The 18,588-nt window shown below is 46.1% G+C and carries 18 protein-coding genes and 1 pseudogene; 13 read left to right on the top strand and 6 right to left on the bottom strand.

What is annotated here, in order from left to right; all coding sequences use genetic code 11:
• Positions 1-4: 4 nt before the first annotated feature.
• From AC3OH0_RS07030 to AC3OH0_RS07015, 4 genes are all read left to right on the top strand, one after another.
• Entirely contained in the window at positions 5-568 is a 564-nt protein-coding gene (locus AC3OH0_RS07030) for an HAD family hydrolase (protein WP_498345283.1), read from the top strand.
• Positions 569-628: 60 nt separating this feature from the next.
• On the top strand, positions 629-1,186 hold the full coding sequence (locus AC3OH0_RS07025) for a chromate transporter (RefSeq protein ID WP_498345282.1): 558 nt from the start codon (positions 629-631) through the stop codon (positions 1,184-1,186).
• A gap of 101 nt (positions 1,187-1,287) precedes the next feature.
• Complete coding sequence (locus AC3OH0_RS07020; RefSeq protein ID WP_498345281.1) at positions 1,288-2,727, top strand: TldD/PmbA family protein; 1,440 nt, start codon at positions 1,288-1,290, stop codon at positions 2,725-2,727.
• The gene (locus AC3OH0_RS07015) at positions 2,727-4,058 is read left to right on the top strand and encodes a TldD/PmbA family protein (protein WP_498345280.1); all 1,332 of its coding nucleotides are present in this window, start codon (positions 2,727-2,729) and stop codon (positions 4,056-4,058) included. The genes AC3OH0_RS07020 and AC3OH0_RS07015 overlap by 1 nt, the downstream gene beginning before the upstream one ends.
• Before the next feature lie 11 nt (positions 4,059-4,069).
• Here the strand turns inward: AC3OH0_RS07015 and AC3OH0_RS07010 are convergent, their stop codons facing one another.
• The gene (locus AC3OH0_RS07010) at positions 4,070-4,573 is read right to left on the bottom strand and encodes a magnesium-dependent phosphatase-1 (RefSeq protein ID WP_498345279.1); all 504 of its coding nucleotides are present in this window, start codon (positions 4,571-4,573) and stop codon (positions 4,070-4,072) included.
• A 7-nt stretch (positions 4,574-4,580) separates the two neighbouring features.
• On the bottom strand, positions 4,581-4,808 hold the full coding sequence (locus tag AC3OH0_RS07005) for a hypothetical protein (RefSeq protein ID WP_193435840.1): 228 nt from the start codon (positions 4,806-4,808) through the stop codon (positions 4,581-4,583).
• A 93-nt stretch (positions 4,809-4,901) separates the two neighbouring features.
• Here AC3OH0_RS07005 and AC3OH0_RS07000 point away from each other — a divergent pair, with 93 nt between their 5' ends.
• Positions 4,902-5,333: an OsmC family protein gene (locus AC3OH0_RS07000; RefSeq protein ID WP_498345278.1), complete on the top strand. Its 432-nt coding sequence runs from the start codon at positions 4,902-4,904 to the stop codon at positions 5,331-5,333.
• 42 nt (positions 5,334-5,375) lie between these two features.
• Entirely contained in the window at positions 5,376-6,083 is a 708-nt protein-coding gene (locus AC3OH0_RS06995) for a DUF2258 domain-containing protein (protein ID WP_498345277.1), read from the top strand.
• Between the two features lie 144 nt (positions 6,084-6,227).
• On the opposite strand, the gene AC3OH0_RS06990 is transcribed toward AC3OH0_RS06995, so the two are convergent.
• Together AC3OH0_RS06990 and AC3OH0_RS06985 are read right to left on the bottom strand one after the other, a co-directional pair.
• Positions 6,228-8,132: a DNA polymerase domain-containing protein gene (locus tag AC3OH0_RS06990; protein ID WP_498345293.1), complete on the bottom strand. Its 1,905-nt coding sequence runs from the start codon at positions 8,130-8,132 to the stop codon at positions 6,228-6,230.
• A 73-nt stretch (positions 8,133-8,205) separates the two neighbouring features.
• Positions 8,206-8,433, bottom strand: a complete 228-nt coding sequence (locus AC3OH0_RS06985; RefSeq protein WP_498345276.1) for a hypothetical protein — start codon at positions 8,431-8,433, stop codon at positions 8,206-8,208.
• Between the two features lie 121 nt (positions 8,434-8,554).
• Here AC3OH0_RS06985 and AC3OH0_RS06980 point away from each other — a divergent pair, with 121 nt between their 5' ends.
• From AC3OH0_RS06980 to AC3OH0_RS06970, 3 genes are all read left to right on the top strand, one after another.
• Positions 8,555-9,205: a hypothetical protein gene (locus AC3OH0_RS06980; protein WP_498345275.1), complete on the top strand. Its 651-nt coding sequence runs from the start codon at positions 8,555-8,557 to the stop codon at positions 9,203-9,205.
• A gap of 110 nt (positions 9,206-9,315) precedes the next feature.
• Complete coding sequence (locus tag AC3OH0_RS06975) at positions 9,316-10,425, top strand: glycosyltransferase family 2 protein (protein WP_498345274.1); 1,110 nt, start codon at positions 9,316-9,318, stop codon at positions 10,423-10,425.
• Between the two features lie 37 nt (positions 10,426-10,462).
• Positions 10,463-11,617 (top strand): iron-containing alcohol dehydrogenase, encoded by a 1,155-nt coding sequence (locus tag AC3OH0_RS06970; RefSeq protein WP_498345292.1) that lies wholly within the window; start codon positions 10,463-10,465, stop codon positions 11,615-11,617.
• Between the two features lie 2 nt (positions 11,618-11,619).
• Here the strand turns inward: AC3OH0_RS06970 and AC3OH0_RS06965 are convergent, their stop codons facing one another.
• Positions 11,620-13,044: a tRNA uridine(34) 5-carboxymethylaminomethyl modification radical SAM/GNAT enzyme Elp3 gene (locus AC3OH0_RS06965; protein ID WP_498345291.1), complete on the bottom strand. Its 1,425-nt coding sequence runs from the start codon at positions 13,042-13,044 to the stop codon at positions 11,620-11,622.
• 97 nt (positions 13,045-13,141) lie between these two features.
• Between AC3OH0_RS06965 and AC3OH0_RS06960 the strand changes: the two genes are divergently transcribed.
• Positions 13,142-14,359 carry a molybdopterin molybdotransferase MoeA gene (locus AC3OH0_RS06960; protein WP_498345273.1) on the top strand — a complete coding sequence of 406 codons (1,218 nt, stop codon included), beginning with the start codon at positions 13,142-13,144 and terminating at the stop codon, positions 14,357-14,359.
• Here AC3OH0_RS06960 and AC3OH0_RS06955 read toward each other — a convergent pair.
• Positions 14,340-15,965: an oligosaccharide flippase family protein gene (locus AC3OH0_RS06955; protein ID WP_498345272.1), complete on the bottom strand. Its 1,626-nt coding sequence runs from the start codon at positions 15,963-15,965 to the stop codon at positions 14,340-14,342. The genes AC3OH0_RS06960 and AC3OH0_RS06955 overlap by 20 nt on opposite strands.
• 88 nt (positions 15,966-16,053) lie before the next feature.
• On the opposite strand from AC3OH0_RS06955, the gene AC3OH0_RS06950 reads away from it, so the two are divergent.
• The 3 genes and pseudogenes from AC3OH0_RS06950 to AC3OH0_RS06940 all read left to right on the top strand — a co-directional run.
• Positions 16,054-17,046: a thiamine-phosphate kinase gene (locus tag AC3OH0_RS06950; RefSeq protein WP_498345271.1), complete on the top strand. Its 993-nt coding sequence runs from the start codon at positions 16,054-16,056 to the stop codon at positions 17,044-17,046.
• The gene (locus tag AC3OH0_RS06945; RefSeq protein WP_498345269.1) at positions 17,047-17,952 is read left to right on the top strand and encodes a protein-tyrosine phosphatase family protein; all 906 of its coding nucleotides are present in this window, start codon (positions 17,047-17,049) and stop codon (positions 17,950-17,952) included.
• Positions 17,953-18,004: 52 nt separating this feature from the next.
• Positions 18,005-18,588 (top strand): annotated as a pseudogene (locus AC3OH0_RS06940) (hypothetical protein); the annotation flags it as partial.

The raw sequence follows: 18,588 nt of genomic DNA, 5'->3' as shown, positions 1-18,588 counted from the left end.
TTGTATGGATAAAGCTTTAATTCTTGACATAGATGGGACAATAATACCTTTCCTGGTCGACTTTGAATCCCTAAGGGAGAGGGTGAGAAGGCTTCTAGGGGTTAATGAAGAACTTAGACCACTGGGCCTCTCGCTGGAAAAGCTGGACGTGCCCGAAGAACTGAAGAATCAAGCATGGGAGCTTATTGAAAAGGAAGAGCTTGAATCAATAAATAGATTAGAGCCAAACGATTACGAGGAAAACGTTGAAACCATTTGCAACCTTCACCAATCGGGTTTTAAAATAGCAATAGTAACAAACAGGTCGAGTAAAACAGCAATCGCTTTGCTTGAAAAAATCAACCTGAAAAACTGTGTTGACCTAATAATTACGAGAGAGGATGGGCTGGATAGGAGGCGACAACTTGAAAAAGCATTAGGGTCTCTTAAAGCAGGATGGGCAGGTTTCCTAGGGGACACTGTTTACGATGAAAAAGCTGCCAGGGAGCTCAACATACCTTTTCGGAGAGTTATATCGCATAGAATGCTTCCCTCTCTCATTAAGGAACTAATACAACAAGGCAGGTGACAAGAATGGTGTTATTTAAATATTTATTAGCACTATTTCACTTAACCAGTGGGGATTAGCATGGTTACGCTTCTAGAGCTTTTCATAGAGTTCGCGAAAATAGGGGCGATCATGTTCGGCGGGGGGTACGGCGGCATCTCACTTCTCTATAAAGAGCTAGTGGAGCTAAAGGGTTGGATCAGCGATCAAGAGTTCGTAGAAATTTTGGGAGTTGCGGAGAGCACACCTGGGCCGATAGCCATCAACTCTGCTACCTGGATCGGTTACAAGCTGGGAGGTATTCCCGGCTCTCTCTTAGCAACTCTCGGAGTGATCACAGTTCCATACTTCGTGATTATGGCGATAGTGCTGTCTCTCTACCCATACATGGAGCACCCCGTGGTCAGGACAGCGTTCAGAGGGATTAACGCGGCGGTAGTGGCCTTAATTCTATACGCATTAATCAGCGTGAGCAGGACGGTTTTGCTTGAGAAAAACACTGGAATGATAAACTTTGTAGCACTTGGTATCTTCCTGATAGCATTCATAATCCTTTACGTGTTGAAACAGCACCCCTTTGTCTCAATAGTGGTTTCTGCAGGGTTAAGCCTGGCTTTGAAATTCCTTTTCGGAATATGAAATTGTTAAAGTTTTTCAACAACAATATTTTAACATAACGCTTTGTGTTAGAAAAGTATTTATATATCGACGCAGGGAATACGTAAAACTGGATGGTAGTAATGATTGACGAATCCCTCCTATACTCGGCTATTAAACACGCCTCGGAGCTGGGAGCAGAATATGTTGAGGCAAGGTTTCAGAAGGACTACGGGTTCGCAGTGAGCCTTCGGAATGGAAAAATCCTTGGAGCGGGATCAAGCAGGAAGAGCGGGGTCGGCATTAGAGTTCTTATAAACGGATCCCTCGGCTTTTCATCAACAAACATCATTGATCGAGAAAACGTTTTGGAAGCCGTTGAAAAGGCTGTGGCCAGGGCTAAATCGCTAAGTAGTCTAAGGAAAAACCCTATCAAGTTCTCTAATGAGCGAGTTGGGAAAGCGTCTTACCAAGTAATGGTTAAGCGGAGGCTCGAGGACTTGGTGGTAGAGGATGTCGTGGAAATGGGTTCATCCCTCTACAATACTCTTACAAAGGAGTTGACGAAGGCTAAAATACCAGTTTCAACATTCAGCTTTGAAACCCATACCCAGGAGAAGCTGATAATTACAAGCGAGGGCGCGTTCATCCACTCTATCGTTCCAAGAATATATATTGATTCGAATAATGTGCTATTTAGCCCTGAAAAAGGAACACTGCAGAGAATGGTTAGCTTCGCGGCATCAGGAGGGTTAGAGCTAATTGATGAGTGGAAACCTGTTGAAGCCATTGTGGACGAGATGAAGCGGTTGGAGAATGTGCTAGTAAATGGGGTCCAACCCCCTAGGGAGAAAGTGGATGTAGTAGTGGGTTCGGAGATAGTGGGGCTTCTCGTCCACGAGTCTGCGGGACACCCGATGGAGGCTGATAGAATCCTGGGGCGTGAAGCAGCGCAGGCAGGAGAATCATATGTGAAGCTCGAGATGATAGGCTCGTTCCGGATTGGCAACGAGCACGCAACAGTTATAGAAGACCCCACCATACCGGGAAGCAACGGCTTCTACCTTTATGATGACGAAGGTGTTCCCGCTAAGCCGAGATACCTGTATAAAGAGGGTTTGATTCACGAGCCTCTTCACAACAGGCACACAGCCTTCTTGTTCGGCACCAGGAGCAATGGAGCTGCGAGAGCCATGGATTACGCTTCCGAGCCCATAATAAGAATGAGCAACACCTATTTCAAACCCGGAGACATGGATTTCGAGGAACTTATAGAAGACATAGAGTTCGGAGTTTACCTCAAGTCCTATATGGAGTGGAACATCGACGATGTAAGATGGAATCAGAGATACGTGGGATTAGAAGCATACTTGATAAGAAACGGAGAGCTCGCAGAGCCTGTAAGAGACCCTATATTGGAAATTACGACGCAGGGATTCTACAGTAGCATAGTAGGGGTTGATAAAAACCTAGTATTCTACCCGGGGACATGTGGAAAGGGCGAGCCTTCCCAAGGTGTCCCCGTATGGTTTGGAGGGCCCAATGTTAGGTTGAAAAAGATCACGCTGGGGGTGAGGGCTTAATGAGCATGGATCTCGAGCTCGGACGCAAAATAATTGAAAGCTTGAGGAGCAGGTTTGACGAAGTAGCGGTAAGCATTGTTACACGTGACAACGTGATGGTGAAGCTGTGGAATAGTGAGCCTTCTGTGGTTCAAAGCTGGAAGATCACGGATGTAATGTTAAGGCTTGCAAAGAATAGGAGATTATTCCTACTTGAATACTCGACAAGAGATCCGGAGGCACTCCTGAAAGATGTTGAAGAACTGCCCAAGATGGCTGAGAAGATCGAGGAAGCCGAAATATATGCCCCGTTACCGGATCCTGGAGTTGTTAAACCTGTTGAAGGTGGCGTCGACCCCATTGCGTTGTCAGCTAGAAACGAGCCTGGAAAGCTAGTATACAAAATGATTGATGCGGCTTTAAAATACAATGTGGACCGCGTAGCCGGCACTCTCACGCTCGGCTATGAAACCAGGGCCGTCCTTAATAGCAAAGGATTTGAAGCGTCTGAATCCAAGACAAGCGTCGAAGCGTATTTACGAGCTTTCAAAGGAGAATTCAGTGGTCATTGGGCTTATGGAGGGACAAGGCTGAACGAGCCGAAGCTTGTTGAAGTAGGCGACCGTGCCGGGTACCTAGCAACGGTTTCTAACAGGAAAGTGGACTTATCACCGGGCAAGTACACTGTCATCCTATCCCCTCTCGTGGTTGGAAACCTGGTGAACTATCTCACCTTTATGGCCTCTGCTATGGCGGTGATAATGGGCTACTCGATGTTCCTGAAGTACAAACCCGGTGAAAAAGTTGCTGCTGAAACTTTAACGCTCCTAGATAAACCTAGGGATCCAACGCTCCCAGGTTTCGCATCATTTGATGACGAAGGGGTTGAAACTTTTGATAAACCAATAATTGAAAACGGCAGGTTGGTGAGCCTCCTGCACAATGTTTCAACAGCCAGTAAAATGGGTGTTAAATCAACAGGTAATGCTGGATGGATGTTCCCGCATCCATGGAACCTAGAGCTCTCCCCTGGAGAGCTGAGCGAGAAAGACTTGTTCAAAGACGTGGAGAAAGGAGTGTTCTTCTCAAACAACTGGTATACCAGGTATCAAAACTACGCTGAAGGCGTTTTCTCAACAGTCTCCAGAGACGCCACCTTGTATGTGGAAAATGGAGAAGTAGTCGGCCAGGTAGGCAGAGTGAGGCTTTCAACATCATTCCCAATACTTTTAGCCAACACTACCGGGTGCACCAGGGAAAGATATGATGTCATGTGGTGGGAGGTTAGAACTCCCTCCAGAATACCCTTCTTAGTTGCCAAAGATATAATGGTAACGCGTCCAGAAATCTAGTGAAGGTTGTCTTATAAACATTTTTTAACTTTTTCCAACCCCTCTTCAAACCCGGCAAAATCCTTCCATGCCATTATAAAACATGTACGAGGATACCTCTCCTTGAAATCTTTAAAATGAATATCCCTGTCATCAATGTAAACTATCTTGAAATCCTTGCAACCATGTCTAGATGCGAAGAATGCTAAGGCTTTCTCAGCCATCAAGTCCTTTCTAGGATGAAACTCTATTGCATGATAATGAAACAAATCTCGAAGTCCCAGCTCCTGCAAAGCCTGGAGAGCTATGTCCGGGTCGTTCCAACTCAACGTGGACAGCAAGACCCCTTCCTCCCTGAGAATGCTAAGTATTTTAAGCATGTCTTCTCTAACTCTAAGAATTGAGCCGTGGGAATCCGTGATAACGCCTTCACCTATCTTCCTGAACGGAGGCTTCATTTGTGAAACATCTTCATGGTCCCACAGGGTTCCGTCGAGATCAACAAATACGATCCTGCAGGTCTCAGAGTCTCCCACTTAAACCTCACACACCCTGTTTCTTTCTAAATCTTAGCTTAACAATTACTTCCTTCTCCTCCAGCTTTTCAACCTCGTAACCTTTTTTACCAGCCACTAGTTTCGCGAAATCAAAAGGTACCACGTCGGCTCGCACTATCACTGTGAAATCTTCAACGCCTTCGTTCAATAAGCTGAGAATCCTCGACACTGGGTTATCGCTACAGCTAGCGGACTTTGTTAAATCTATTTCCATTCCACCACCTAAGGTGTTTTATCAAGGTTTCCTGTATTATTATTTTCGTTAGGTTTAATAACTTTGTTATTGATACTTATTAAAGGGTTATGGATGGAGAAGATTGAAATACCTAAGGTAGAAGTGAAAGCCTCCTATGATTCTGGAAGCCCTAACGTATTGTTAAGGGCTAGAAACATACTGCGTGAGGCAAGCGAGTTGCCTGAGTTCGGCGGAGCGGGAAACGATTTCACCCCGTTAGAGTACATGCTGGCTTCACTCGCCTCTTGCGAAGCATTCATGTTCGGAATGCTTGCGAAAATGTTGATGAAAAAGCTACCCAAGATCGAGATAGATGTTGAGGCAGAATTCAGTGTAGGCGAAGGTCTTAAAACTCTCAGGATAAGGTACCGTGTTACAGGGATTGAAGAGGGGATTACCCATGCAATTATCAACCAGGTTAAGGCAACCTGCCCGATTTACAACACCCTGAAGAGAGCCTGTGAAAACATATATGAGGAAGTAATCGTGAAGCCTGATGAATAAAGTTTATATGAGCATGTAAAAAACGATCTAAGTGGGGGCGAGTTGACTAATAAGATAAATACTGGCTTGATCCCCGCAGCAGTATACGCTACTAAAACGCGTAGAGCCCTCTACGCTTTACTTCAACCACTTGTGAAGAAAGATAGGGAATGGAGCAGGATTATAAACGATGAAATAGGGAAGCTGAACCGAGCGCTCTACCACCTTTTCACCGTGGATTTGAAGATCGATAAAACCGATGTTATCAGGCTTAGAATAGAGTTCGACGTCGATGAGGAAGGACGCAGGATTTTGTGGAAATGGGAGACCTTGGATATAGAGGTTTACAAACAGCTTCCCAAGGAAGAGGTTAAGAAGCATATTGAACACTTAATTACCATGATTTCTGAAATAGTTGCCAAGCCGATCAACTACGTGGTTGAAAAGATTGCCACAACCATGGATGGTGATGATGTTTATCTTGTCAAGCTGGATCACGAGGAGGTTGGAGCTGCTCTAGTCCTGGGAGTTGATGAGAACACTATTGTGTTGAAAAAAGCTGCTGTGCTCCAACCCAATCCGTTGATTTATGAAAAGACGAAGATAACTTTGGAAGGTAAAACGGTTGAACAGGCTCTTCAAGACGAGCTCTCCGCTGTCACGAAGAAAGGGATACATGCAGAGTATTCTGAAGCATTGAAAATAATTAATATGATTCGGGAAAAGGCTTTGCTGAAGCATATTGAGAAGCCTGAGGGAATAGAGGAGTAGCTTATTTCACAGATTTTTTTAATTTTCAAACCTCCTTGTTTAAATACTGTTCAATCTATATTATAAGATAAGGTGGGAACATGCCTTGTAAGAAGAAGGCTTCAGGAGAGAAGAAAAAGGAAGGAGAGAAGAAGCAGTAGGTTCTCACTTATTGCTCACCAGGCATGCTTCAACATCTTTTTTACCGGGAAGTTCCGCCCTAGCTCTCTCCAGTAATTCAATATACTTGTTTACATCTATCATTGACTGCCTCATCCTTCTCAGAAAATGCAATTTTCCCGAAACATACACCACCCTGTAAGGGGGTTCTCCTTCGAAAACATAGCTCGGCGGTTTCACGTAGCCTCCTCCCCTAGCGCTACGCGATATCACCAGGTCGAGAGTGTTGAAAACGCCCTTCCTGAGTTTTTCAACATAGGAGTCGATGATCGCGTGTGCTCTTGCAAGCCGTGGAACCATTTCAGCCGGCTTCACAGCTTTCGACAACTCCTGTAAAGCCTCATACTGGGCTTCTTTAACAAGGATTGGCGTGTCCCTCCTAACCATCATTATACCCTTGGCTTTCAACCCTCCGCTGGACAGTAATCCATAATACCTGTTAGCAACGCCTCTCAAACCCTTTACATCCCACGGTATGTAGAGCCAGGTGTAGTAAGCCTCAACCTTAGCCTTGAAGCCTGTTGCCTCCTCGATCAAGTCCTTAACCATTATGCACTCGTCAGGAGATGCAACTCCTTGGATGAACACGCTGTCAACTATTGCATGGATGACTCTGTAACCCTTTCTCTCCGCAGCCAGCCTGGCACGCTTCATCAACTCCCTGCTCGTGCTTGTGACTAATTCATGCGCCATCACCGAGCCGAACAAGCTGTTCCTGTAGCCCAAGTACCCGAAGCTGGCGACAAGTATCCATTTCACAGCACTCTTCCTGTGCTCGTAAAGCTCCTCACCGGTCTTCTTCCCCAGCTCATCGTAAAGCTCCTTTAACTCTATCAGTCTCCGAATACTCCCGGGGACGATTCCCTCTTCATCCGTGCACACGGTGTGGGGTGACCAGTGGAAGCTGGATCTGCTTGAGCAGGAGGGCTTGTCAACAGTCTCGCCTGAAATATTATACTTGACTATTATGCTTGGGTATAGGCTTTTGAAATCTACTTGGCAAACCCCCCAGTAAAGCCCCGGCTTAGGCTGGTAGACCACTCCTCCCCTGTCGTAAACCAGTAGCTCCCTAATGGTTCTCCAAGGTTCCCTCCTCCCGTATGTTTTATCTACTAGAAGCTTCCTATCCCTTGCAAGCAACGCTTCCAGCGTGGTAAGGATCTTGCCTATGCTGATGCTGCCCATCATGCTTAATGGCGTGTAGCTCAGCCTGCTCCATTCGAAGTATTCTGATAGGTGGAAGCCTCCCCCGGTAATCCATCTATACACTTTACGGGCTAGACAAGGCTCTACCTCTAGAAGCCGCGTGTAGATGAACTCGTCTGTGAACGCTAGGAGGAACTTGTTGGAAGCTATGAAGTCTGCGACATCCTCCAACCTCCAGAAGCGGTTCCCGCCGCCCGGGGTTTCAGCTACGAAATATCCGTGCTCTACACGTAGCACCACATAGTCTACCACGGGATCTTTGTCAGCAGGATTCCACTCGACCGTGGCTAGACCTTTGTTTCCACCAGTGTTCACTCTTGTTAGAGGGCGTATTCCAGCCTTGTACAGGGCCTCGACCAGCGGGTGAGGGTAGTTGTTCACCGGTTTCAAACCCTTGTTAACGCCCTGGTTCAACAGCTTCCTCAACAGCCTGTAGCTCATAGTCTTAAACACTACGACATCCACCGTGTCAGCATAGTAGGGCGGGGTCCTAAACTTCTCAACCCAGGTTGAGACAACCCCGTCTAAATTACTGATCTCTTCCGCCAGCATGACCGGGTTTTCGGAGACTATGTATCCGTGGAAGACCAGTTCTGTCTCATGCTCTCTTACAGTATGGTTTTCCTCATCGTAAAGGGATAGAACGACCTTGTCCTCCCTTATCGAAGCATCCAGAAGCCACATTCTGCTCAATAAGCAACCCTGAATTTTAAGCCCTGGCTTCTAGCAGGGAGTTGGGCGAAAGTTTCCCGAAACCCTAGCGACTCTCGCACTCCTTATTCATCTTTCTTATCAAGTGGATGAATAAGACTTCGAGCGGGTCTGCGACACCGGTGTGCATGCAGAGAGAGATTGTAGATTCCAAATCCTCGAGGAAGCGCAGGATCCCCTCTTTCTCATCCCTCGGAAGCATCTCGGAAACCTTCCTCAACCTCTCAACATACTCGCTCACGCTAATCCAGAGGGACGGAGTGCTACGGCCCATTAAACCCCTTTTTAGAAATCCCTTAGCTGAATGTTTAAATAACTGGGCCCGTGGAAAGCCTGCGGAATAGTTTCGGCAACCCCTCCCGTGTTTACGCATCACATACTTCTTGGATGATGAAATGAGAGTAACAGGCTTTAAGCCATTGGACGAATTGGTTAGCCCTGTTGAGAAACACTGGAGCATCGAGTTCTACGGCGATCCCTCAATCCTCTTCCCACTGATCCACTACACTGTTGCTTCGCGAAGCTCTTCGAACAGGGTCTACCTGGTCCACAACGTGGAGTTCGGAGGGCTCCACACCCCTCTCCTCGTGAGGCTGTGCAGAATGTTTGAGTGCAGGATGGACAATATAATGGTTTCCAGATCCTTCAGGTTGAACGATACTGTGAAAATCCTGGAAGACCTTGCCGCTGAAAAAGACTCCGTGGTAGTCCTAGTGTTCCCTTACAACTACCTGCCCAGCGATCCCTCGAAATACAGTGAAGCAACCAGGATAACGGGGCTTTTATCGAGAATATCCGTGTTCAACCAAGTAGTAATCTTCAACACTGTTTCAAGATACGGGTATTTCATGCCGGAAGGCGGTAGCATGCACCACCATGCTGTTAAGATCATCGTGAGGGTTGTGAGAAGAAACGGCAGGGTTGTGTCGCAAATCGTTAAACACCCTGTTAAAAACGAGGGAGTAAGGGTTTTCTCGGAGAGACTTCTTGAAGCAGGGGTAGTGGCAAGGGGTTCTAGAAGCCTTCTAGCCTGGATTAGGAGCTGACTATTCCCCGGTCCTCACCCAACACTAGTCACGATTTTAAACTAAGCCGTCATTATTATAATTAGCTTAGTGATTGCTGTGAAAACCCATGACGTAGAGATGACGTTAAAGTGGGGTCAGAACTACTAGACAATGTTGTCGAGGTCGTAGCGGGTCTATGGTTGGCTTACGTCTCCATAACAGTGGCTGGAGGTGTTGCATACTTCTTATACAAGCCTCGGAAAAGCTTGTTTAAGTCAACTAATTATGAAATAGTAGTGGTCTCGAAAGCTGATGAAAAGGTTAAGAACAGCCTTCTCGAAGTAGTAAGGTACCACTTGAAGAAGTTTGGAAAACTCACAGTAGTCATAGATGAAGGAGCGCCTTTAACCAATACTTTGAAATCAATCAGGTCGCTGAACCTGGTTATCGTCCCAGCCTCCTACCGGAGAGACCTTGTGGGGAAGGGGCGCGCCCTAAGCTATTTCATCGAGAACCACGTGGACGATGAGAAGTGGTACGTGTTCATAGATGATGACAATCTAATCCTTGACGAATCCTTCCTTTACGAAATACCTTACTACGAGGAAAAGGGTTTCGCAGCAGGAAACGGCATATTACTCCCTAGGCCTGGGAGAAGCAAAATAGCCTACGTTATGGACTGGATAAGGTATGTTGATGATTTAACACTCTACAGGTTTTTCACCGGGCTGGTTTCACGCCCCCTGCTAGGGTTGCACGGGGAGCTGTTAATAGTTAAGGGAAGGGTTCTCAGGGAAGTAGGCTTCACGTTCAAATCGATAACAGAGGATTTCAGGTTTGCCACGGAGCTGATTAAGAAGGGATATAAAACATGGCAGTCGGGTACAAGAGTCTCTATTAAAAGCCCGAACAGCCTGAGAGACCTGGTGAAACAGCGTGGACGATGGTTCAAGGGGATGCTGTCAGATATTAAATACAGCCCTGTTCCCATGAAGCTTATAGTGGGCTTCCGCTCGGTGATATGGAGTTTCAACTTTGTCTCAACCCTTCTAATAGGGCCCTTGCTAGCGTACATGGGCCTGATATGGGTGCTGATACCTGGGAGTCTCTACTACTTAACATCCTACACCTATGGAGTATACAGGTCTGGAAAACCCTACATGCTCCTCCTTGTCCCCTTCTTCGGCTTCATAGAGGCTTCCTCAAGGGTTTATGGATTAATCAATGTGAACGATTTCGTGGTTATTGATAAAAACTGATAAGACAATCTTAAAACTCAGGGTGGATTCTGAAATGGTGACACCTTTGAAAAAGTTTAAACTCAAATATGCTGACACCACCCTGTTCTTTGGCGAGAAATCTATTGGAAACCTGGAGACCTGGGTTCACGGTAAACAAGTAGTGGGATTAGTAATGAGCAGGACGGCTGCGAAAAACTCGGGTGCCCTGCAAGAAGTGCTTGAAATACTGTCGAGACATAGCATTGTCCACGTTCCATACAGCGATGTAACACCAAATCCCTACGCATCACAAGCCGTATCCTGCGCAGAACTGTTTAGGAAGGAAAGGGTTGACTCTATCATAGCAATAGGCGGAGGGAGCGTGATAGATGTTGCGAAAACTGTTTCCATACTGGTGAAGAGTAATTTGTCACCTACCGAGCTTGTAAAAGGCGTCAAGCCCGAAAACACCCTGCCGCTGGCGGCTGTTAATTTAACGCATGGAACAGGTAGCGAGATAGACCGGTACGCAGTACTCACCTTCGAGGAAACAGGGGAGAAAAGAGGTTTCACAGCCAGATATCCTGAGGTATCGATAGATGATCCCAGGTTTACATTAACTCTTCCAAGAGATCAAACATTGTTCACATCTCTCGACGCCTTCTACCACGCATACGAGTCCGCAACCTCATTGTACACGAACATGTTTGTGCAGACTCTTTCAAGCGAGGCCGCCGGGATTATTGTTAAAACCTTACCAGAGGCTCTTTCAAACATGAAGTCGCTCGAGCTAAGGTCTAGGCTACTTTACGCGTCGATGATTGCAGGAATAAGTATTGACATAGCGTTAACGCATCTAAACCACGCGTTGGAGCATACCTTCTCCGGCTTAAACCCTAGACTTCCACACGGGGAGGGCCTCGCCATTCTCGGTCCAAGAATCATATACCATGTCCATAAAGCAGTCCCCGAGGACTCCGCGATTATATTGAAACATATAGATTCCTCTATAAGACCCTTGTCTGGAGATGCTGAGAAAGCCTATGTAGCGGTCAGGGAGTTTCAGAACAGGCTTGGCTTGAAGAGGAAGCTGAGCGACTACGGCTTCGGGCTAGATGACATACCCGGCATCGTAGCTTACACTCTGAGAATGATCAGAGAAAGGTATAAAACAACGCCGGTAAATGTGAGCGAGGATGTCCTCAAGGATATTATTCTGGACGCCCTATAGGTTCATGATAGGATTTTCCACATGTAAGGACTCTCCGGAGGTCTGAAATACCCTAGCCTCCTGTAGTACTCTCTAGCTCCTATCCCGCTTATGACAAGAATCTTCCTAGCCCCATACTCCTCCGAGGCAATTCTCTCCGCTTCACTCATCAGCTTCCTGCCCCATCCAACATGCTGCCACCAGTAACCTCTGTCCCCGACAGGGGTTTCAGGACCATACACGTGAAGCTCCCTTATTATCGCAGTATTGTGATCTACCTCCCATCTATGGGCTTTCTCGCTAGGGATCCGCATTCTGAGGAAACCGATAATTATGTTCAGCTCAGGGTCTTCCACGCTTAAGAATTCCTCAATCCCTCCTCCCGCTTCATAAGTAAGCCTTTTAATCCTGGTTCGCGAGGGATCAGGAGTCAACCCGTGCTTGTAACATCTAAGCCCTACCTCCCGAAACCTTATCTCCTTTATCAACACGCCCTTCTCGACGGCTCTTCTCTCCACTAATTCTCTGAGGTTAGCTTTCTTAGTCCCGTCTGCGACCTCGTCAGCTGGAATATCTCTTCTAATCCTCATCACCCTAACATACTCGGGAATATACCTGTACGCCTCGCTGACAAGCTCTACGACTTCATCATCATGATAGGGTTTGTATAGGCCCTGCCTCCACCATTCGTAGAGTCTCGTGCCCTCGATTACTTCGGTAGGATATATTTTGAGCATGTCCGGGCGGAAATCAGGGTTTTCAAACAAGGTTTTAATCATCTCTAAATCCCTATCGAAATCGCTGCCGGGGAGGCCGAGCATCACGTGATAGCATATTTTGAAACCAGCATCCCTCAATATTCTTGTGGATTCAACACTATCTTTGACGCTGTGTCCCCGGTTGATTCTTTGAAGAACATCATCATATATGCTTTGAACACCTAGCTCAACCTTGGTGGCCCCGTAGGAGAGCATTTCATCAGCGTGCTCCTCCCTACCGTAATCCGGCCTTGTCTCAATAGTTAAGCCTACAACTCTCAATGATGCAGTCTCGTTTCTGAGCAGCGCATTCTCCAGTTCAATCCTCCAGGGTGGAATCCTCACCGGATACCTGTTGAAAGCCTCGTACACGCTAGTTATAAACCATTTCTTATAAGTATCGGGAAGAGCGAGGAAAGTGCCCCCCATGATGATGACTTCTATTTTACTGGGATTATGACCCAATGCCTCATACTGCTTCAGCCTCTCAAAAACCTGGTGAAAAGGGTGGAACCTGTTCCTGCGAGCTCTTCTCACAGCGGGCTCGTTGCCGAAATAGCTTTTCGGGGCATCATATTCTATTCCACCTGGACAATAGTAGCACCTTCCAGGGCATGGGAGAGGGTGTGTCATAACAGCTACTACGGTTATACCGCTCAGCATTCTCGAAGGCTTCCTCACCTTCCTCAATACTTCCGCATCCATCTCCTATTCCCGTTTCCAGGTAGGGATTTCCCTCAAGCATTTTAATATTTCTAACTCATTTATCAACAAGGGTATTAACCCGATGAAAATACTAAGGGATTTAATAGAGGTTGACACGGCTGTAGAAGCTTTTGCGAGAGCTCTTTCAAAGATAAGCCTGCGAACAGAGTCTTTAAGGATAGGTGAAGCATTGGGGAGAGTTGTAGCTTCTGAGGTGAAGGCTGAATTCGACTTCCCTGACCAGGATAGAAGCGCTGTAGACGGGTACGCGGTAGTGGCTGAGGACACATACTACGCCTCTCAGTACAGCCCTGTTGAATTGAGGCTTGTTCATGATAGACGGGGAGATTTGTGTATTGGGAAAGGAGAAGCGTTTGAAGTATTCACGGGGAACCCTATCCCCTGTGGTGCTGACTCAGTGGTTATGAAGGAGGATACTGTGAGAGAGAAGGATAAGATACTGGTTTTAAAGCCGGTGCCTGTTGGAGGAAACATTTCGAGAAAAGGAGAGGATTACGCTAAAGGCTCTATATTAGTTCCCAAGGGAACAGTGCTCAACCCCTTCCACATCGCTATCATGGCTAGTAATGGTTTGAAAACGGTGGAAGTCTTCGAGGAGTTGAGAATAGGTGTTATATCTACAGGGAATGAAATCGTCAGCCCAGGTCTAGCCAGGAAGCAGGGTGAATACTATGATTCGACAGGTGTCTTGATCAACCAGTTACTGATCCAAGATGGATTCTACAAGGTAACCTACTATGGAGTCTTCCCAGATGACGTGAAGGCTTTAACGGAGGCTTTAGAGGAGGCTGTACTTGAGAATGATATTGTTCTAACGCTGGGGGGTACAGGGGTTAGTGAGAGCGATGTAGTGGTCGAGGTTGCTGAGAAAAAAGGTGGGCTCGTTTTCAGAGGGGTTAAAATGAGGCCGGGGAGGCCTACAAGCAGTTCCATGATCAATGGAAAGCCAGTACTGCATCTTTCAGGGTATCCGGTTGCAGCGTGGACTGGTTACGAGGTCATATTTCGTAGAGCGGTTGCGAAGGCTTTTAACCTGTTAAACTATAACAGGCGTATAGCTTTCGCAAAGCTGGCGAGAAGGCTTCCAAACCAGGTTGGTTATCAAACGTATATCCGGGTCCAGTTGAAAATGGGAGAGGATGGGTTAATAGCTGAGCCTTACATGCTAAGAGGTAGCGGAGTTTTATCCTCGCTTGTCTTTTCACAAGGGTATGTGGAAATACCGTCGAACATTGAGGGTTACGAGAAAGGGGAGATTGTTAAAGTGTTTCTCTTCTAGCCCTGGCTCGGAAAGCGTAATAGATTTTCTTGTAAGCCTTTGCAAGATAATCGACAAACCGGCCCACGAATCTAATTCTGGAAAACATTTTCTCAATAAAGGCTATATCGACCTCGTCAAGCCCGCCTATAACAGCCATGAGAACCACGTATGTTTGGAGAGTGATCACGAATGCGAGAAGCAATAATGCTGTTCTCAGCAGAAACAACCCTATTGGGTTGAGCAGTGTATGAGTTGGAACAAACCCTGTTATCGCTGAAGTAATAGTATATGATATGAGGCAGGAAATAATGGTGGAGAAGAGGGTTTTCAGTGTTTTCAACGCCTCAATGCGAGTCTTATACTTTGCTATCCCATAGGCAAGGTAAAGAATGTGTGAGAAAACTTGGTATAATCCAACAGTTAACGCAATGCCTGCTGTACTGATTAAGGATGAAGATATTTCGAGGAAAACAACCCCGAACACAAAAGTGGCTAATCCGTTCAACATGATGATCTTCTTATCATTCATAACCTGGAAGAAGGCGGAGTATACCACACCTATGTGGAAGGTTAAGAGCGCCACCCCCATTAAGGTAAAGTAGCCCGGGGCTAAACCATATCTGACCCCATAGACCACGCTGATCACGTCGTCCGAGAAGAAAAGTGCGAACACGGACAGCGGGAGCAGGGTAGCATTCAGTATGCTTGTTAATCTCTCCACTGATCTCACCGCATTGTTTCCATTGGCTAACTGATGGGATAGATAAGGTAGGAGCGGGGTTGCAAGCGAACCATATATTGATAAAACAGCCCCTATGAATGCTGATGCAGCGTTGAAGTTTCCAAACATGTAGTTACCCAGCTCTCCTAAGGGGGCTGTAGTGTAGGCTAATCTGATAGATACCAGCCTGCCAAGAATTCCGGTTAGAAAACCTGGAATAAACATGCTTAGGGCGAATTTTGCATACTCGATTTTATCCAAGGAACACTCATCAGGCCCTTTAATGTATGGTTTGACAAAGAACACCCCGATGAGTGCTACCACGATGTAGCTTACAACGTATGAGGCCACTGCTCCTTCTAACAAATAGCCAGCTGAAATCAGTAAAACAGCTGATACGATTCTAACTAACCCCTGCAATACTTGAAGGAGAGCCCTCTTCTCCGCATCCTCAACAGCAGCTAGAATAGATATCGACATCCCGAATAGTGCGGAGGCGATAGGTGTGATACTAGTTAGCATTACAAACCTAGATAACTCGCTTCTCTGTGTCAAGATAATGCTTAACTCGCCTGGAAAAACCAGTAAGGACAGCGATAATCCAAGATTGAGTGTGAAAAGAACCTTGGAAGTGAAGAGGAATGCTTTTTTAACGGTACAGTAATCTTTCCTTGAATGACTTATCGAGGAATATCTGAATAAGGCAGCGTTGAAGCCTAGGTCGGAGAACATTAGGAGAAAGGTCAAGGGAACCAGGGAGAGATTGTACAATCCGTAAAGCTCTGGCCCCAGGATTCTTGAAATATACATCATTGTGAAAACTTGAATTATGATTTGAAGGAGGGTTGCAAACCCGTAAATCATGGCTTGAAAAGACACGTGTCCTAGTTGCTCTTCGTTCATTACTCAAACCCTATGAACAAGGCTGGATTGAGCTGATTAATTAATAATGACAGGTTAAGGTATTAAAATAAGGAGGCTAGATTCATAAATGACTACTCTAAGAGAGCTGGGCGAGAGAAACGTTATTGATGAGATTGTTAAAACAGTAGGGACGCGCGTGTTCAAAGGTGAAGTATTATCCTACCCTGACGATGCCAAGGACCTGCTTCCAAAAGCCCCCAGAATCATAGTCAATATTGATGGATACGGGATTGAGAAACTTAGGCTTCCCTGGCGGGATTCAAGCGACATAGGATGGTGTGCTATAATAGGATCCGTTAGCGATATATTAGTTAAAGGAGGAGTGCCGGATGCTGTTCTAATAGCTCTTGGACTGCCTCCAGATTATCCCGTGCAAGAGTTGAAGATGCTGGCTGAAGGATTAAGAGATGCTGTAAACTACTACGGGGTTCGACTCCTCGGCGGGGATACTAACAGTTCTAGCGAGCCTTGGATAGCTGTTGCCACAATCGGTTTTACACCGGCTAAGAAACCTCCTTCTCGAAAAGGGCTGAGAAAGGATGACTACATTGTTGTGACAGGGGTTTACGGTGCAATGGGGTTTGCAGCCATAAAAGGTCTCGAGGAGGCGCAAAGACGTAAATGGGTGGTTGAGAAAACCAAGAGGCCGGTGGCAAACAAGGAGCTAGGTGTGGTTATATCATCAAACTACCGTTGGATCACGGCTTCTATGGATGTTAGCGACGGGTTAGGCTATACTCTGCTCACTCTTTCATCGGAGAGCAATGCAAGGATCCTGCTTTACCAGCCACCATTGTATGAGCCAAGCCTAATGGATGAGTGCCAGGGCGATATGGAATGCATCGTTAAGATCGCAATGAGCGGTGGGGAGGAGTACGGAGCCGTTATCGGGGTCAGACCTGAAGGGTTGAGCAATGTCTTGAGAGATCTAGAATACTATCAAATACCATACAGACTGGTAGGAAGAGTAGTAGAGGGGGAGCCAGGAGTTTTCTATGAGGACACGCCTCTTACGTTCGCATCATGGGATCAATTTAAAGGATGGAGCAATGGGGTCTAAATGTTTAAATGGATTATCCAGGACAAGCTTGCCCAAGCACCTATGCCAAGGCTGAGTGAGCTAGCTTATCTCAGGAGGTTTTTCGACGCAGTCATCGTTTTAACAATGCCACATGAACAACCGCTCAGCGAGAGATATGTTGAAATGTTAGAGAGCCACGGCTTCCAAGTTCTCCATGTTCCCACACCTGATTACCATCCCTTAGAACTCTTCGACCTGCTGAGGACCAGCATCTTCATTGATGAGAACCTGAGGGAGTCTCGCAGAGTACTCGTCCACTGTATGGGAGGAATTGGGCGGAGCGGGCTTGTTACGACTGCATACTTAATCTACAAGGGATATGATTTATACAGCGCGTTAAAACATGTAAGAACAACAGTGCCTGGTGCTGTCGAAAACAAGGGTCAAGCATTAATGCTTGAAAACTACTATAACCTCGTAAACAGTTTCGGGCAAGAGTTGCTGAGGAATTATGGTAAAATTATTTTCGCCCTTAATGATCCGCAAGCCGTTCTCCACGCCTCTAAGACCACCCAGTTCACGATCGAACTACTTAACAATCTATCTATGGAGAACACGTTGTCGAGGAGTTTGCTGACCCAGTCCCTGCTACACTTCCATGACCAGAAAATTCAATCAAAGCTGAAAGAACTATTCAAGGATTTGGAATTCTCCTCCTCAGCAGAGAGACTTCTATCATTCACCCATACGCTAGATATCTTCCAGGATGGCAGGGTTGTCTTAACGATTTACGATTCATCACAGAGCAAGGTTGATTTAACAGTCCTATGTAAGTGGGATTGCGAGAAAATAGTGGAGATTTCGGCGACCAAGAAAAACATTATCGAGGAAATCATGGGTAAAGAGGTTTACATATCCTGGGCTAACTACCTAGACTACGTCTAAGCTCTGCCACTCCTTAAAAAACAATGCCACCTGCTATATTGGTAATAGGGGGTTGAGACTGCTAACACCTGCGATGCTGATATCCCTGCTAAACCTGCTTGACCTGCTAATAAATATCGTAGCAGTGAGAATTATAGGAATGAGTATTATTGAATTAAGCCTGCTGAATTTCGCGTGGACAATCGTGTTCGTCTTCTTTGTTAAAATCGCTAACAGGCTTGGAGATCAAGGAATTGCCAGGTTACAGATTATTCTTGGACTCATAGGTGTTTTGGGCTCAGAGATTTCTTTAATGATTGTGGTAGAAAACAGGGAGTACTGGCTAATTTACGCTTCCTACATGGTCCACGCCATAGCTTACTCTTTTACCCGAATAGGGGTAAACGCGTATGTTCTCGAAAACTTCCAGAGCAGTGAATGGAGTTCCATTTTCAAGAAGATTTCTCGGAATACTCTTTTATTCGACGCAGTCTTATTAATCTCCATCTCTCGAATTACTATTGGATTATTCCTCCATGGTTTTGAATTCTTTATCGGAATCACCCTGTTAATTTACTTCCTCGGTGTTTTGAAATTGAAGGAACCTGTTTTCAAGATAGAGCGAATTCTTAACAGGATAGAGAGAAACATTTCAAC

Source organism: Thermosphaera sp. (assembly GCF_059755995.1).
Note: the sequence above shows the minus strand (reverse complement) of the source record. Positions and strands in the feature narration are given on the sequence as shown.